The following is a 13,498-nucleotide window of genomic DNA, read 5'->3' as shown; positions in this document are numbered from 1 at the left end:
CGGGGCTGCCACCGAGCGAGACGGATGACCGATGACTGTTGCCGCACCCATCCGCCCCGGCACCGGCCGGGGCAGTGATTACGCCGCGTTGTCCCGCCGGGTCGGCCAGGCCGGCCTGCTGGAGCGCCGGCCCGCCTGGTACGCCGCCCGCATCATCTGCACCGTGGGCGCCTACGTCGCCGGCTGGGCGGTGTTCGTCCTCGCCGGGGACAGTTGGTGGCAGCTGCTCACCGCGGCCGGGCTCGCCGTCGCCGCGACCCAGGTCGCGTTCCTCGGCCACGACGCCGGCCACCGGCAGATGTTCCGCACCCGGCGGGCCAGCGAAACCGCCGGCCTGCTGCTGGGCAACCTGGCGACCGGGCTCGGCTACGGCTGGTGGATGGACAAGCACACCCGCCACCACGCCAACCCGAACCACATCGACGACGACCCGGACGTGGGGGCCGGGGCGCTGGTCTGGACGCCGGAGCAGGCCGCCGCCACCCAGGGCGCGGCCCGGTGGCTGGCGCGCTGGCAGGCGTACCTGTTCTTCCCGATGCTGTTGCTGGAAGGGCTGTCGCTGCGGGTGTCCAGCGTGCGGGCGGTGCTGTCCGGCCCGGTCCGCCGCCGTGTGCTCGAAGGGTCGCTGCTGGCGGTGCACACGGCGGCGTACCTCGGCCTGGTCTTCGCCACGCTGCCACCGGGGCGGGCCGTGGCGTTCATCGCGGTGCACCAGGGGCTGTGGGGGCTGTACATGGGATGCGCGTTCGCGCCCAACCACAAGGGGATGCCGACCTTCTCCGCCGCCGACAACCTGGACTTCCTGCGCAAGCAGGTGCTGACCTCACGCAACGTGCGCGGCGGCTGGTTCACCGACCTGCTGCTCGGCGGGCTCAACTACCAGATCGAGCACCACCTGTTCCCGAGCATGCCGCGCCCGCACCTGCGGCACGCCCGGCCGATCGTGCGTGCCCACTGCCGGGAGCACGGGCTGCCGTACACCGAGGCCGGGCTGCTCGACTCGTACGCCGAGGCGTTGCGCCACCTGCACGCCGTCGGCCGGCCGCTGCGCTGAGCGGGGGCACGGCACGCTGAGTGGGGCCACGGCGCACGCCCGGGGGTCGCGGGTCACGCGGCCCCCGGACCGTCGTACGCGTCAGGCGTCGAACATGCCCAGCATGGCGTCCGGCAGCGGCATGATCTCGCCGTCGGTCGGGGCCTGGACGTCGACCGGCTCGCCGAAGCCGGAGTAACGGGTCTCCATGTCACCCATCTCCGATGCCAGACTGGAGGTCTCGATGATCATTTCGACGAGGCGGCCCTCGTCGTCGAGAGTGGCGGTGAACGGCACCGAGTCGGCTCCCTCGCCGAGCGCGTCGATCATCTCCGGGTCGGCGGTCGGCGACTTGGTCATGTCGATGGTGCCGGCGAGAGTGTCGTCCCCGGTCCACTCGATGTCGATCAGGTCCCGGACCATGTCCTCCGCGCCGGCCGGGTCGTCCTGCGGCATCATGTCGAAGCTGCTGCCCTCGGGCAGCTTCGACCGGTCGATGTGCATCCAGACATCGGCGAGCTCGGCCATCTCGTCGCCGGCCAGCTGCAGGTACATGTCCTGCTCAAGCATGATCATCTCAATCTTCATCAGCTCGCCGTCGACAGCCACGTGAATTTCGAACCGGCCTCGTCGGTTGGCCGGGTCCATGGCACCGGTGGCCTCCATGCTGCCGTCGGCGCCCATCGCGAGGGTCATCGCCACCCGCACGGTGTCTTCGTTGAGCTTCGCGGCGGCGGCGGTCAACGCCTCGCGGGCATCGTCCTGGTCGCTGGCCGCACCGGCCTCGGTGCCAGCCTCGGCACCGGATTCCGATGTGGATGATCCGGTAGTAGTCGTGCCGGCACATCCGGTGAGTGCGAGTGCGAGCGTGGCGACGACGCCGAGCCCTGCGGTGGTCAGCCGTCGAGTGCGCATGAAGGGTCCATCCTTGTCGATTGGTGGGCCGGCCGAGACGCTGCGCCGGCTGGTGCGCGGCCAGCGTAACCAGCCATCGCAATCCCGGCTCGGCGGCGGCTCGCACCCTCCCGGACGGCGGTGGACAAGGTTCGGACCGGTGGTGGAGAAGGTCCGGACCGGTGGTGGAGAAGGTCCGGACGGCGGCCGAGAAGGTAAGGTCAGCGGCATGGCGGAGGTGCTCGAACCGGCGGCGGTACGCGCCGCGCTCGCCGGGATGCCGGACTGGTCCGGCGACTCCGGCGCGATCGCGCGTACGGCGCAGTTGCCGACCTTTCCCGACGCGATCGCCGTGGTGACCCGGGTCGCCACGGTCGCCGAGGAGATGGACCACCACCCGGACATCGACATCCGGTGGCGGAACCTGACGTTCCGGTGCCGCACCCATTCCGCCGGCGGCACCACCCAGCTCGACATCGACCTGGCCCGCCGCATCGATGAGATCATCGCGGCGCAGAGCTGACGCCGACGGCGCGGGACTGACGCTGACGGCGCAGAGCTGGACACGCGGAGCTGAGACAGACGGTCGCGGTGCGGATCCGACACCCGGGGGAGGCAAGCGGTGAGATTCGAGGTCAGTAAGGTGCTCGACGCGATCGAGCGCCGGCTCAGCACCGATCCGGCGACCGCACGCGCCGTCGTGGACCTGGCCGAGGTCGTGCGGTACGCCGACTTCGACAACGGCCGCCCGGCGAACATGCTGCGCCTCGGGCAGCTCATCGACGCGCTCGGGCGCAGCGTCGCCGAGGAGAACGTCCCGGTGTACGTCATCGTGCACCGCGGCCTGCTCTCCGACGCCGACCTGACCTCCAACGAGCGGATGGTGGCCCGCCGGTGGGCCGACGACGGCCTCGTCGAGGTGCTCGCCGACCCGGCCGACCGGCTGCTGGAGGTCGCCGAGCTGCTCGGCCTGCCGGTGCTCAGCCGCAACCGCTTCGACGGCCTGCGGGGCCGCTACCAGTGGCTCGGTCAGCCCGGCCGGCTGCTCGCCCCGCTACCCGGCCACGGCGGACCGGCGCTGGTCGCCCGGTCCGGCGGTGGCGCGACGGCCCCGGTCAGCGTCGACCCGTCACCGGACGGCGCGCAACTGCTCGTCCGGCTGTGGCACTGCCCCGACCCGGATTGCGCGCTGTTCGGCCGGATGCGGGTCGGTCGCCCCGGCGGCCAGCCGCCGCCGACGCTGCGTACCGGCAGACCCACCTGCCCTCGGCACGGCGAGCGGCTCGCCGAGACCGGCCCGCGACCGCCGGCCGAGGTGCTGTCGATCCGCGTCGACGGCTCGGTCCGGCAGCGGTTCGTCGTCTCCGCCGACCATCCGGTGGTGGTCGGCCGGGCACCCGAACGCGGCGAAGGCATCATGCTCGGGCAGTGGCTGACCGAGGAGGCCCGCCGCTGGATCAGCCGCAGTCACGTCCGGTTCGAGCTGCACGGCACCGAACTGGTGGTGCAGGACGTCAGTACCAACGGCACCGGGGTGCGCCCGGGCGGGTCGATGGACGACGAGGAACGCCGCACCATCAAGCGGCAGGCCCGGCCGCTGCTGCCCGCCGACGTGGTGGAGCTGTATCCGGGCGTACACATCGCGCGGTCGCGGGTCTGGGCCACCGGCGGCGTGTCGAATCCCAGCTCGGTGATGGCCGACGCGCCGACCATGTCGATCCGCACCGTCAACCGCCCGGGATAAGCGCCCCTACCTGGAGGGCCAGAGACCTCATGTCACGGTGTCGGGGTCTCTTCAGTCGTCGCCTCCGGTCGGGTCGTGGCCGTTGACGGGGCGGGCGCGTTCCAGGACACCGGGGCGGGTCAGGGCGGTCTTGTAGATCGCGATCGCGACCATCCGGCCGTCGCGACCGCTGGCCACCACCGTGGCGATGACGCCGACCACCAGCGACTCCCGCTGATCGAGGCCGTAGCGGATATCGGCGACCCGGACGGTCATCGACCGGTCGCCGTACACCCAGTCGGCCTTGCCCAGGCGCAGCGTGTCGCCGACGCGGAGCAGTTCCTTACGCGGCATCGTCGTCGTCCCCGGCGTCGACGTACGCCGGGGGCCACAGCCCGGCCAGATAGAGCACGGCCATCACCCGTCGCGCTTTCCCGGGGTCGTGCCGTTGCAGGACTGCCAGTGCCTTCGTGAACGGTTCGCAGAGCGCCGCAGAATTGCACACCCGGCATTCGGCCAGCCGGCTCGGCAGGTGCGTGCTGACGATTTCCCGTGCTCGCGCCAGCACGACATGATCGACTTCCCTCTCGTGATTCGTCGGCGTCGTGCCCGACGGTTGTGCCGGTGCCGGTGCCGGTGCCGGTGCCGGTGCCGGTGCCGGTGTTGGCGCGGACGCGCGTGCGGACAGCAGCCGGAATCGTGGATCTTGATTGATGTCGGTTTCTCCGGGAGTCCGCCTCGGCAGCGGCGGACGATTCGGGGTGGAGTCGCTTTCCCTGTTCCCGCGTGGTGGCGTACCGATCGAGGTGTACCTGGCGAGGCGGGGCGTACCCCCGATCCCGTCGTTCCTGAACACGTCGTCCCCCTTGCCGCGAAAAGGTTGTCGTATTTCCACCCTGGACTAACCGACGTGGACAGGGGAAGATTCTGGCAGCGCAGTGCCGAACGGGAAATCACTCCAGCACGCACCAATGGATTCCAGTGGAGGCCAGTCAATGAGTGAGCTTCAGGATCTGCTCCGCCGCGAGCGCGCCAAGCGCAACCTCACCCAGGCGCAGGTGGGCGAGGCCATCCGGGTCAGCAATTCGACGATCGGCGGGTTCGAGACCGGCAAGCTGATCCCGATGGCGGACACCGCCGCCGATCTTGACGCAATGCCGTTCAGTTAAGGATGTTTGGGCAGGCCAGGTGGGGTGTTGGTGGTCCGGGGTGGCGGGTGTCGCGGTCGGTGGGGCGTTTGACGCGGTAGGAGTTGTGACGGGCGCGTTTGATCGCGCGGGGGCAGGTGCGGTGTCGGCGTGGCGGGAGTCGGTGACGCAGGAGTTCGGCGATGGCGTCGGCGACAGCGGCGTTCAGGCGCTCAGGGGGTGATGGCCGCCTGGTCGGTGACCTGGCGGCGGACGACCCGGACGCCCTGTATGAACGACATCCGGTCCGGGTCGTAGCCGGCTGGGTCGGCGGCGTCGACCAACAACGCCCGGATGGCGTAGTGGGCCAGCAGCAGTCCCCACATCTGTTGTTCGACCAGGTCCGGGGTCTTCGACCGCAGGACCTCGCCTCGGCCGCGTAGGTCGGTCTTGATCTCGCCGAGGGCGGACTCCTCCTCCCACCGTTGCTGGTATGCGGCGGCGAGGTCCGCAGCGGGTATCTCGTGGGGGTCGAGGACCGTGGTGACCAGGGTGATCAGGTCACCATCGGGGTTACGCTCCGGCACGGTGTACTCGACCACCCGCACCAGCCGCGCCACGTCCGGGTCGATGTCGCCGCCGGCAACGGCCAGTTCGACCAGACGACGGCGTCGGTCGGCGCTCAGTCCGGGCCGGTAGGCCAGGGCGAGGTAGGAACCGTCGGGCAGCCAGCGGACGTGGCCGATCGACACCGACGCGCCGACCCTCCAGGCCAGGTCCGCGCCGGTGTCCGCGTACCGGTTGAACAGTTCCCAGGAGTAGAGGCCGGCGTCGGCCAGGACCAGCATGTCCGGCTCCACCACGCTGGTGAGGTCGGCGGCCAGGGTGCGTTCCCCGGTGCGGCAGCCACCGAGCACCGCGCCCACGATCGCGTGGGTGCCGCACTCGGCCAGGGCCGCGACGTGCAGCTTCGGATAGGCCGACGACTTCGGCCCCGACCCCATCCGGCCGAACCGTTCCACGTTCGCCGGGGTGTCGGCCACGTCGAAGCTGGTCGCGTCGATCGCCACCAGCCGGCGTCGGGCCAACCACGCGCCTTTCGTCCCCGGACCGGCCAGGGGCACCGCGGCCCGGGCGAACAGCGCTTTCATCGGCTCAGGCCCGAGCCGTTGCCGGGCCTGGGTGATCGCGGACCTGGTCGGGACCTGCCAGTCGTCGTCCCACGAGCCGAGTCTGCGCAGGTTACCGACCAGCCGGCGCATCACCTCGTCATACGACTCGGCGAAGAACAGGCCCATCGCGATCACGTACCGGATCATCACGTGCGCGGGCAGCCGCCGGGAGCGTTTCTCCCGCCGCTCGGTACGGTTCAGGACCTCTTCCAGCAGGTCACGACTGAACCGGGCCGACACCACACCCAGCCCGATGTGGTCGGTCAACCGGCCCCACGGCCGTGATCCTGTCTCGACTACCGATGACGTCACGGCCAGCCACCGTACCGGCCCACCCACAACCGACGTCAGCCCACCACGCCGACCTCGCCAAACGCCCTATCTGAACGGCATTGGATCTTGACGAGTTGTACGGCACCGGTGACGAGATCCAGCGGCTGTCCGCCGCCGCGCGGGAGAATTCGCAGGCCCTGTGGCTGCGCTCCTGGCTGGAGAGTGAGCGCCGCGCGCTGGTGCTGCGCTCGTTCGAGCCGCTGGTGGTGCCGGGGCTGTTGCAGACCGAGGCGTACGCCCGCGCGGTCCTCGCCGTCGGCCCGCGCACCCGGCGGCGGCTCGACGAGGCGCTCGCCGTCCGACTGGAACGCCAGTCGGCGACGCTGGACCGCGACGAGGACATCCAGTTCACCGCGATCATCGCCGAGGCGGCGCTGCGCCTGACCGCTGCCTTCATGAAGGACCAGCTGGAGCACCTGGTCGACATCGGCCACCGTCCGGATGTTCAGATCCGGGTGCTCCCCGCTGACGTCGGCATGCACCCCGGGATCGCGGGCGCGTTCGTGGTCGCCTGCCTCTCCAACGACCGGCGGATCGGCTACCTGGACGACCAGTTGAGCGGCCGGATCGTCACCGAGGCTCAGGACGTGCTTGACCTGGAACAGACGTGGGATGCTTTGTCGGGACTGGCGCTCACCGTCAGCCAGAGCCGCGATCTGATCGTGAGGATGATCGATGAACACGAGTGAGCCGATCTGGCGCAAGTCCAGCCGCAGCAGCTCCAACGGCGGCAACTGTGTGGAGGTCGCCGACAATCTGCCGGGCCGGGTGCTGGTGCGGGACTCCAAGGACCGGGCCGGTGGCACCCTGGCTTTCGCGCCGGCCGCCTGGTCCGCCTTCCTCGCCCACACCCCGTCAGCCGTACGCTGACCCACCCCCAACGCCGCCTCACCCCGCCTTTTAGGCATGTGCGCTCAGCCGACCGGCTCGTCCCCGTATCACCAACCGGGGACGAGTCCGGCGGCGCGAGCCGTGCCGCCCGGATCGCGCTACGCCGACCAGCGTCCGTACGTGGTCAGCGAACGGCTCGACGATCTGCGCGGGCCGGTCAGTGGCCAGGTCACGCTGATCAAGAGGTTGGACTGGTCGGGGCGAGCGCAGTATGACCTCGCCAACCCTCGCCGGCTGGCCAGCTTGTACGAGACGGTGCTCCGCGAAGCGACGACAGTCGATGATCTCGCTCGATGGCTGGACGGCGGAACGCTCGTCCGCCTCTGGCCAACCCTGGTCCTGCCTCCGCAGGTGCGACAGTTGTGGGAGTCCAAACACCAGGTACTCGTCCAAGCCAGGCCCGGATCCCGGGCCGCAATCCGATTGGGGATGTTCGATGAACGCGAGTGAGCCGATCTGGCGCAAATCCAGCCGCAGCAGCCCCAACGGTGGCGATTGCGTGGAGGTCGCCGACAATCTGCCGGGCCGGGTGCTGGTGCGGGACTCCAAGGACCGGGCCGGTGGCACCCTGGCTTTCGCGCCGGTCGCCTGGTCCGCCTTCGTCGCCCACACCCCGTCAGCCATACGTTGACCACCGTGGCCGGCGTGCGTCCGCCGGGGCTTCCATCGGCGCCGGTCGCCTGACGCCGGTCGACCGGTCCCACCGTGCGGTGCTCGGCAACCTGGGGCAGCTGTACCGGTACGACCTCGCTGAGGCGTATCGTCACCTGCCGAACGCGGACGGCACCTACCACAATCGCCGTCTCGACCGTTTTCTGGCTGGCGCGGATCCGCACACTCGGACCTGGCTGATCACAGTGGCGGGAGGGCTCGGCGGATTCGTCATGGCGGGCCGGGTTGATCAGGTTGCCTCGATCAACGACTGCTTCGTGGTCCGGCCGTTGCGGCGGACCGGCGTGGGACGTGTGGCGGCTGGCCAGGTCATCGCCGGATGGCCAGGCCGGTGGAGGATCGTCTTCCAGTCGTACAACCCCGGAGCGCAGTCGTTCTGGCTGCGGGTGGCGACCGACGCGGTGGGACCGCGCTGGTACCAATCCGAGGTGGCCTCGGTGCCGGGCGCGCCGCCGGATGTCTGCCTCAGCTTCGACACATCACTAACGACCGAGTGATGAGCGATCACAGTCATTAGTGGTTGAGAAGTCGAGCAGGGCGTTGGTCGTGATCTCGATCGGAAACGGAAGGTCGGAGGTCAGCCGCTGTCCGTCTGCGGCAACCACATGCTCGACGTAGTGCTCGCCCTCCAAGCGGAACAGCCGCAGCGTGAGTGATTCGTACTCGACCATGTCGGGCTCGACGAGCAGGTACCAGCCGATCCGCGCGGCGGCGTAGAACTGCATTCTCTGTACGCGGTCGGTGGCGACAGTGCTCGGCGAGGTGATCTCCCCGGCCAGGACGACCTCGTGCGCGTCGGCGACGCCGCCGAGCCGTCCGACCTTCGCCACCACCAGGTCCGGGATCACGATCCGGTTGGCGGCCAGCCGTACGTTGACCGCCTCGTGTGCCCGCAGACCCGCCGATCGCGCGGCCGGCCGGATCGCCGTCAGGAGGAGGAACGAGATGTCCTGGTGCGGTCTGTTCGGTGCGGGGCTCAGCCACAGTCCTCCGTCGATCAACTCGATCCGGTTTCGGGTTTCCCCGAGCGCGAAGTACTCGGCCTCGGTCCACGGCTCGGGGTGATCAAGTGCGGCAACGGTCATCGGCAGACTCACCTCCTGACGGATGCTGTCACAAGTCTCCCACCGCTGCGTGCCGCGGAGCCGGCGATCGTCGGCGAGCCGAGTAGTTCAGGCCGAGGATAGCCACGCCCTGGTGGCACTCCTGGCTACTTCGCCACCGGCTTCGAGACCGCCTCGCGGTCTGACTGCTGGGCGTCGGCCGTGCCGGCAGTGCAAGACAGGAGGCCCTGGGAGAGGTAGACTGAATCACCGCATGGGAAGCTGATTCAAGCCGGAAAGGGTGGCGGCAATGAGTACCGGGGTCCGGATCGAACGTGCTCGGATCGCCGCTGGTCTGAGCCAGCGAGCTCTCGCCGAACGTTCAGGTGTCTCGCAGTCGACCCTGTCGCGCATCATCTCCGGCGATCGGGTGGCCAAGATGCCGGAGATCGTCGCTATTGCCTGGGCGACTGGGCACACGGTTGCTCAGCTCACCGGGGTAGTGGCGGTGGCGGACCGGGTCCAGTTCGCCGCCAGAGCGACCGGTGGTCCGGACATGGAGGGGATGAGACAGGCCCTTCTGGGGTTTCTGGAGCTTGATGACTATCTTCACCAACAAGCTATCCCTGCCGTCAGCGACATCGGTTCCGGGCGTGACAGCTGAAGCACAGGGACGCGCGGCGGCCAGCTGTTTCCGCTTGGAGCATCACCTCGGGATTCAGCCGCTGGGTGATCTCGTCGCGGTCATCGAACAGACCACCGGCGTCGATGTGGCGGTCCTTGACGCCGGACCCGACGAACACGGTCTGACCATGTGCGACCCGGCCTACGGCACCGTCTTCATCGGCGTCGCCCGGACCCGGTACCCGATGCGGCAGCGCAGCACGCTCGCCCACGAGCTCGGCCACGTGCAGTTCGGCGACTGGGCGGCCGACGGTGCGGGCAACTGCGGCAGACGATCGCCGGCGGAGATCCGGGCCGACGCCTTCGCCCGGCACCTGCTGTTGCCGCTGGATGGTCTGCAGCAGTTCCTCACAGACCAGCGGGTGACCAGTCGGTCCGTGCTATCCGCCGTCGTCCAGCGCTACCTGGTGTCCCCAGCCGTTGCCGCCATCGCTTTGGAGCAGGCCGGGTACATCGAGGCCGTCAGGAAAGCGGAGTGGATGGGAGTGACGACCCCCCAACTCGCTGTCCGTTTCGGATGGATCGACCAGTACAACGCACTGCAGGCCGACTCGAACCGACGGCGGGCACCACAACGACTACTGTCCCGCGCAATCGAGGGTTGGGCTGCGGGTGTGCTCTCCGCCCAGGTCATCGCCAACCTGCGCGGCGTCGCCCTCGAAGTAGCCGAAGCGGAACTGGCCGAGGCTGGGATCGTACCGGCCGACCAGCAGACGATCTGGGCTGATCCGGCGAACCGGCCGGGCGTCTCCTGCGGCGGCAGCCAGGCGGTGAGTGCGTCCGGGTCGACCAGGGCGGCGTAGATACGCTCGACCGGGGCAGACATCACCCGGGCTGCCGTATCCGTACGGGTCACGGCGGTCATCGTAACGGCGGGGAGGGCTCGCCGATCGGCCCGGTATCTCGCAGCCAACTCTGGACGTGACCGGTTTCTGACTCCGTCCTTGATGAATGCAACTGGAACCGGATAATCGCCCCTGCGATTGATTCAGCTCAACCCTCCGGAGACGAGGCAGGCGGATGGATCCGGTGTCGATCGGACTTGCAGTCGCGGCGGTGGCCGGTGCCAGCGCCGCTGAAGGCTTCGCCAACCAGGCGGGTACCGACGCGTGGCGGGCGGTCCAGCGGATGCTGGGTGCGGTGCGGGCACGTCTGACACCCGGTGGTGCGAATGCGCTTGACCGGCTGACAACGGGCGAACGCGGAGCTGACGGCGGTAACGACGCCGATGCGCAGGTGATAGCCGGCGAGGTGCACGCCGCAGCCGTAGCTGACCCAGTGTTTCGTGCCGATGTGGCCACCCTGCTGGACCAGGCCGGCGGCGACCAGAAACTGGCGACGGTGATCGCGGTGGCCCGGGACAACGCCAAGCAGATCAACATCGGCGGCGACAACTACGGACCGGTGACCTTCACCTGATGGGCGCCCCTGCGATGGATCCCCAGCCCGCAAGCAGAGTCGCCGCCGAGGCGGCCGACCACGCTGTGCAGCTGAATATTGGCGGAAACAACTACGGTCCCGTCGAAGTCGGGCTGAGAGCGCCGAAGCAGGTGCGGCAGTTGCCGTTCGCCGCACCCGATTTCAGCGGCCGGCGGGCGCAGATCGGCACGATCCACCAGTGGCTGGACATCGGGTCCCGGCCGACGGTCATCAACGTCGCGGGTCTTGCCGGGGCGGGAAAGTCGGCTCTGGCGATCTACCTCGCGCACCAGGTGAGTGACAGATTCCCCGACTGCCAGCTGTACTTCGACTTCAGGTCGACCGATCAGCCGATTCTGGTGGAAGACCTGCTCGGCGGGGTACTCGTGCAACTTGGCGTGCAGCCGGCCGAGGTGCCGAGCGGCCTGTTGCTGCGTTCCGCGTACTACCGGTCGGCGCTGGCCGGTCGGCGATCGGTGATTGTCATTGACAACGCCTCCAGCGCCGTTCAGGTCGAGCCGTTGCTGCCCGGAGTTTCCGAGGCGGTGGTGTTTATCACGAGCTGGACGCCGATCTCCGAGCTGCCCGGCGTCCGGATCCTGCCACTGCAACCGCTGCCCGACGATGAGGCCATGGTGATGCTGGCCGCCGTCGCGATGCGCGAGATCACCGAAGCCGACCAGGCCGAGGTGCGGCAGATCAACCGATGCGCCGCGAACCTTCCGCTGGCGCTGCGGATTGCCGGAGCCATGCTCAAAGCTCGACCCCACTGGACCTGGCGAGACCTGGCGCGCAGACTGGGTGGCCCTGGTTCGGACCGGCTCAGGAAACTCGCCGCGGGGGAGCTATCCGTGCAGGCGAGCTTCGAGCTGGCGTACCGGGAACTGCCGCCCGCCGTCGCGCGCGGTTACCGGCTGCTCGGGCTCGCGCCGTCGTCGCTGATGAACCCGGACCTGGTCCGAGCATTGGTCGCTGACGATGCCGACCTGGCGGAGGAGATCCTCGACCAGCTGATCGGGTACGCGTTCCTGCAGCCCGAGACCGACACCGCCGTACGCATGCATGATCTGCTGTGGCTGCGCGCCCGCCAGTTGGCAGCAGCCGAGGAACAGCCGGACCGGCAGCGCGCAGCTCAGGAGCGGATGACCATTTGGTCGCTGAACCGGCTCGACACCGACTATCTGCCCCAGTTCGAGTTCGAGCTGAACCTGCTGCCGGCACTTGCCAGAAGAACGAGTCTGCGTGACCTCCGGCCCGCCGACCTGTACGTGGACACCCCGTTGGACACCCCGTTGCTGCCGGCGGAGCCGACCAGCGGAGCAAGCAAACTCGCCGAGGTGTTCCCGGCCCGCCGTCGGCTCATGCTGGTCGCACCGGGTGGCACCGGCAAGACCACGATGGTGAACCATCTGTGCCACGGGGCGGCGCAACGGCGGCTTCGCGACCAGCAGGGCCCGCTGCCGATCATGGTCCTGCTGCGCGATTGGCGCGCGAGTGACGACGAGGGTGGCGTGCCCGCCCTCATCAGACGCAGCCTCACCCATCGGTGTGGGATCGAGTTGACTCCGGACGCGTTGGACGTCGCGTTGCGCAGCGGGCAGGTCTTTCTGGTGCTGGACGGCTTGGACGAGGTCGTCGACCGGGCTCGTCGTGAAACCGTGGCGTCGGTGCGGCGGTTCGCCGGGGAGAACCCGCAGGTGCCGATGCTCGTGACCACCCGGCCGTACGCCGCGTTGCACGATGATCTGCCCGGCTTCGACCAGGTGGGCATCAGGCAGTGGGACCGGGATCTGGCGGCGATCTACCTGGCCAAGTTCGGCAAGACCGGCATGAAGGGCTTTCCTCGGTACGACAACCCGGCCGTGATGAGCCCGCTAGGGCTGCAGATGGCGTTGTCGATGTCGGATTCCGACCATCTGGCGGCGGGGAGCTTCACCGGGCTCATGCAGGAGATCGTCGAACAGATGGTCTACTCCCGGGAGTACAGCCGAGGCACCCTCGAACCCACCGCCAGTGACCTGCGCGAGGCTCTGGAACGCATCGCGTACCACATGCAGTCCAGTTCGGATGACCGCGTCGTGATCAGCGGTGACGTGATCGGCGACCTGGCTCGCCGAGTGGTTCACGACCTCCATGGAGCCGGCCACCGTCGACGTACGGAGCTGCTTGTCCACGCGTTGACGTCGCGCGTCATCGTGCTGAGAGAGGTCGAGCGGGAGTGGTTCGCCTTCACGCACACCGCGTTCCGTGAGCACCTCGCCGCTTCCCACCTGGCCAGGATGTCAGCTGACGCATTCATCGACGTGGTCAGGGAACATCTCGCCGACGCATCCTGGGTGGCGGTGTTCGCCGTAGCGATCGAACTGGTCCGGCGTCACGGAGTATCTGTCGACGAGATCATCGTACGGGCACGGGAACGGCGTGACAGCCGCGTCGCTGACGCCATCGAGGCGTGGCGCGTCACCGGCGTGGGCGATCAATCGTTGCGCTGACAACCCGGCTAATCT

Annotated in this window: 18 protein-coding genes; 13 read left to right on the top strand and 5 right to left on the bottom strand. The window is 69.0% G+C overall.

Going from position 1 to position 13,498, the window contains the following annotated elements:
* Positions 1-31: 31 nt before the first annotated feature.
* Positions 32-1,054, top strand: coding sequence for a fatty acid desaturase family protein (locus tag ACN27F_RS11385; RefSeq protein ID WP_421433250.1), 1,023 nt, complete (start codon positions 32-34; stop codon positions 1,052-1,054).
* Between the two features lie 81 nt (positions 1,055-1,135).
* On the opposite strand, the gene ACN27F_RS11380 is transcribed toward ACN27F_RS11385, so the two are convergent.
* Positions 1,136-1,948 (bottom strand): hypothetical protein, encoded by an 813-nt coding sequence (locus ACN27F_RS11380; protein WP_421433249.1) that lies wholly within the window; start codon positions 1,946-1,948, stop codon positions 1,136-1,138.
* 208 nt (positions 1,949-2,156) lie between these two features.
* On the opposite strand from ACN27F_RS11380, the gene ACN27F_RS11375 reads away from it, so the two are divergent.
* Together ACN27F_RS11375 and ACN27F_RS11370 are read left to right on the top strand one after the other, a co-directional pair.
* On the top strand, positions 2,157-2,450 hold the full coding sequence (locus ACN27F_RS11375; protein ID WP_421440118.1) for a 4a-hydroxytetrahydrobiopterin dehydratase: 294 nt from the start codon (positions 2,157-2,159) through the stop codon (positions 2,448-2,450).
* 99 nt (positions 2,451-2,549) lie between these two features.
* The gene (locus ACN27F_RS11370) at positions 2,550-3,671 is read left to right on the top strand and encodes an FHA domain-containing protein (protein ID WP_421433248.1); all 1,122 of its coding nucleotides are present in this window, start codon (positions 2,550-2,552) and stop codon (positions 3,669-3,671) included.
* A 51-nt stretch (positions 3,672-3,722) separates the two neighbouring features.
* Here ACN27F_RS11370 and ACN27F_RS11365 read toward each other — a convergent pair whose 3' ends face one another.
* Positions 3,723-4,004, bottom strand: a complete 282-nt coding sequence (locus tag ACN27F_RS11365) for a hypothetical protein (RefSeq protein WP_421433247.1) — start codon at positions 4,002-4,004, stop codon at positions 3,723-3,725.
* Entirely contained in the window at positions 3,994-4,218 is a 225-nt protein-coding gene (locus tag ACN27F_RS11360) for a hypothetical protein (protein WP_421433246.1), read from the bottom strand. The genes ACN27F_RS11365 and ACN27F_RS11360 overlap by 11 nt, the downstream gene beginning before the upstream one ends.
* Before the next feature lie 427 nt (positions 4,219-4,645).
* On the opposite strand from ACN27F_RS11360, the gene ACN27F_RS11355 reads away from it, so the two are divergent.
* Positions 4,646-4,819, top strand: coding sequence for a helix-turn-helix domain-containing protein (locus ACN27F_RS11355; protein ID WP_421433245.1), 174 nt, complete (start codon positions 4,646-4,648; stop codon positions 4,817-4,819).
* A 191-nt stretch (positions 4,820-5,010) separates the two neighbouring features.
* Here the strand turns inward: ACN27F_RS11355 and ACN27F_RS11350 are convergent, their stop codons facing one another.
* Positions 5,011-6,261, bottom strand: coding sequence for an IS4 family transposase (locus ACN27F_RS11350; protein ID WP_416594627.1), 1,251 nt, complete (start codon positions 6,259-6,261; stop codon positions 5,011-5,013).
* Positions 6,262-6,341: 80 nt separating this feature from the next.
* Here ACN27F_RS11350 and ACN27F_RS11345 point away from each other — a divergent pair, with 80 nt between their 5' ends.
* The 5 genes from ACN27F_RS11345 to ACN27F_RS11325 all read left to right on the top strand — a co-directional run bounded on the left by ACN27F_RS11345 (position 6,342) and on the right by ACN27F_RS11325 (position 8,342).
* Positions 6,342-6,971, top strand: a complete 630-nt coding sequence (locus tag ACN27F_RS11345) for a DUF5753 domain-containing protein (protein WP_421433244.1) — start codon at positions 6,342-6,344, stop codon at positions 6,969-6,971.
* Positions 6,958-7,152, top strand: a complete 195-nt coding sequence (locus ACN27F_RS11340) for a DUF397 domain-containing protein (RefSeq protein ID WP_421433243.1) — start codon at positions 6,958-6,960, stop codon at positions 7,150-7,152. The genes ACN27F_RS11345 and ACN27F_RS11340 overlap by 14 nt, the downstream gene beginning before the upstream one ends.
* Before the next feature lie 102 nt (positions 7,153-7,254).
* Positions 7,255-7,623 (top strand): hypothetical protein, encoded by a 369-nt coding sequence (locus tag ACN27F_RS11335; RefSeq protein WP_421433242.1) that lies wholly within the window; start codon positions 7,255-7,257, stop codon positions 7,621-7,623.
* The gene (locus ACN27F_RS11330) at positions 7,610-7,804 is read left to right on the top strand and encodes a DUF397 domain-containing protein (RefSeq protein WP_421433241.1); all 195 of its coding nucleotides are present in this window, start codon (positions 7,610-7,612) and stop codon (positions 7,802-7,804) included. Before ACN27F_RS11335 ends, ACN27F_RS11330 begins: the two co-directional genes overlap by 14 nt.
* Before the next feature lie 79 nt (positions 7,805-7,883).
* The gene (locus ACN27F_RS11325; RefSeq protein WP_421433240.1) at positions 7,884-8,342 is read left to right on the top strand and encodes a GNAT family N-acetyltransferase; all 459 of its coding nucleotides are present in this window, start codon (positions 7,884-7,886) and stop codon (positions 8,340-8,342) included.
* On the opposite strand, the gene ACN27F_RS11320 is transcribed toward ACN27F_RS11325, so the two are convergent.
* Positions 8,328-8,930, bottom strand: coding sequence for a Uma2 family endonuclease (locus ACN27F_RS11320; RefSeq protein WP_421433239.1), 603 nt, complete (start codon positions 8,928-8,930; stop codon positions 8,328-8,330). The genes ACN27F_RS11325 and ACN27F_RS11320 overlap by 15 nt on opposite strands.
* Positions 8,931-9,198: 268 nt before the next feature.
* Here ACN27F_RS11320 and ACN27F_RS11315 point away from each other — a divergent pair, with 268 nt between their 5' ends.
* The 4 genes from ACN27F_RS11315 (at position 9,199) to ACN27F_RS11300 (ending at position 13,483) form a co-directional block, all read left to right on the top strand.
* Positions 9,199-9,552 (top strand): helix-turn-helix domain-containing protein, encoded by a 354-nt coding sequence (locus ACN27F_RS11315; RefSeq protein ID WP_421433238.1) that lies wholly within the window; start codon positions 9,199-9,201, stop codon positions 9,550-9,552.
* On the top strand, positions 9,542-10,375 hold the full coding sequence (locus tag ACN27F_RS11310) for an ImmA/IrrE family metallo-endopeptidase (protein ID WP_421433237.1): 834 nt from the start codon (positions 9,542-9,544) through the stop codon (positions 10,373-10,375). The genes ACN27F_RS11315 and ACN27F_RS11310 overlap by 11 nt, the downstream gene beginning before the upstream one ends.
* A 226-nt stretch (positions 10,376-10,601) precedes the next feature.
* On the top strand, positions 10,602-10,991 hold the full coding sequence (locus ACN27F_RS11305) for a hypothetical protein (RefSeq protein ID WP_421433236.1): 390 nt from the start codon (positions 10,602-10,604) through the stop codon (positions 10,989-10,991).
* A complete protein-coding gene (locus ACN27F_RS11300; RefSeq protein ID WP_421433235.1) occupies positions 10,991-13,483 on the top strand; it encodes an NACHT domain-containing protein in 2,493 nt (830 codons plus the stop codon). The genes ACN27F_RS11305 and ACN27F_RS11300 overlap by 1 nt, the downstream gene beginning before the upstream one ends.
* Positions 13,484-13,498: the final 15 nt, after the last annotated feature.

The sequence above is a fragment of the Solwaraspora sp. WMMB335 genome (genome assembly GCF_049179075.1).
Lineage (GTDB): Bacteria > Actinomycetota > Actinomycetes > Mycobacteriales > Micromonosporaceae > Micromonospora_E.
Note: the sequence above shows the minus strand (reverse complement) of the source record. Positions and strands in the feature narration are given on the sequence as shown.

Coding starts and splice junctions, on each gene's coding strand:
- ACN27F_RS11385 (WP_421433250.1), top strand. CDS start 32: ATGACTGTTGCCGCACCCATCCGCCCCGGCACCGGCCGGGGCAGTGAT.
- ACN27F_RS11380 (WP_421433249.1), bottom strand. CDS start 1,948: ATGCGCACTCGACGGCTGACCACCGCAGGGCTCGGCGTCGTCGCCACG.
- ACN27F_RS11375 (WP_421440118.1), top strand. CDS start 2,157: ATGGCGGAGGTGCTCGAACCGGCGGCGGTACGCGCCGCGCTCGCCGGG.
- ACN27F_RS11365 (WP_421433247.1), bottom strand. CDS start 4,004: ATGCCGCGTAAGGAACTGCTCCGCGTCGGCGACACGCTGCGCCTGGGC.
- ACN27F_RS11355 (WP_421433245.1), top strand. CDS start 4,646: ATGAGTGAGCTTCAGGATCTGCTCCGCCGCGAGCGCGCCAAGCGCAAC.
- ACN27F_RS11340 (WP_421433243.1), top strand. CDS start 6,958: ATGAACACGAGTGAGCCGATCTGGCGCAAGTCCAGCCGCAGCAGCTCC.
- ACN27F_RS11330 (WP_421433241.1), top strand. CDS start 7,610: ATGAACGCGAGTGAGCCGATCTGGCGCAAATCCAGCCGCAGCAGCCCC.
- ACN27F_RS11320 (WP_421433239.1), bottom strand. CDS start 8,930: ATGACCGTTGCCGCACTTGATCACCCCGAGCCGTGGACCGAGGCCGAG.
- ACN27F_RS11315 (WP_421433238.1), top strand. CDS start 9,199: ATGAGTACCGGGGTCCGGATCGAACGTGCTCGGATCGCCGCTGGTCTG.
- ACN27F_RS11300 (WP_421433235.1), top strand. CDS start 10,991: ATGGGCGCCCCTGCGATGGATCCCCAGCCCGCAAGCAGAGTCGCCGCC.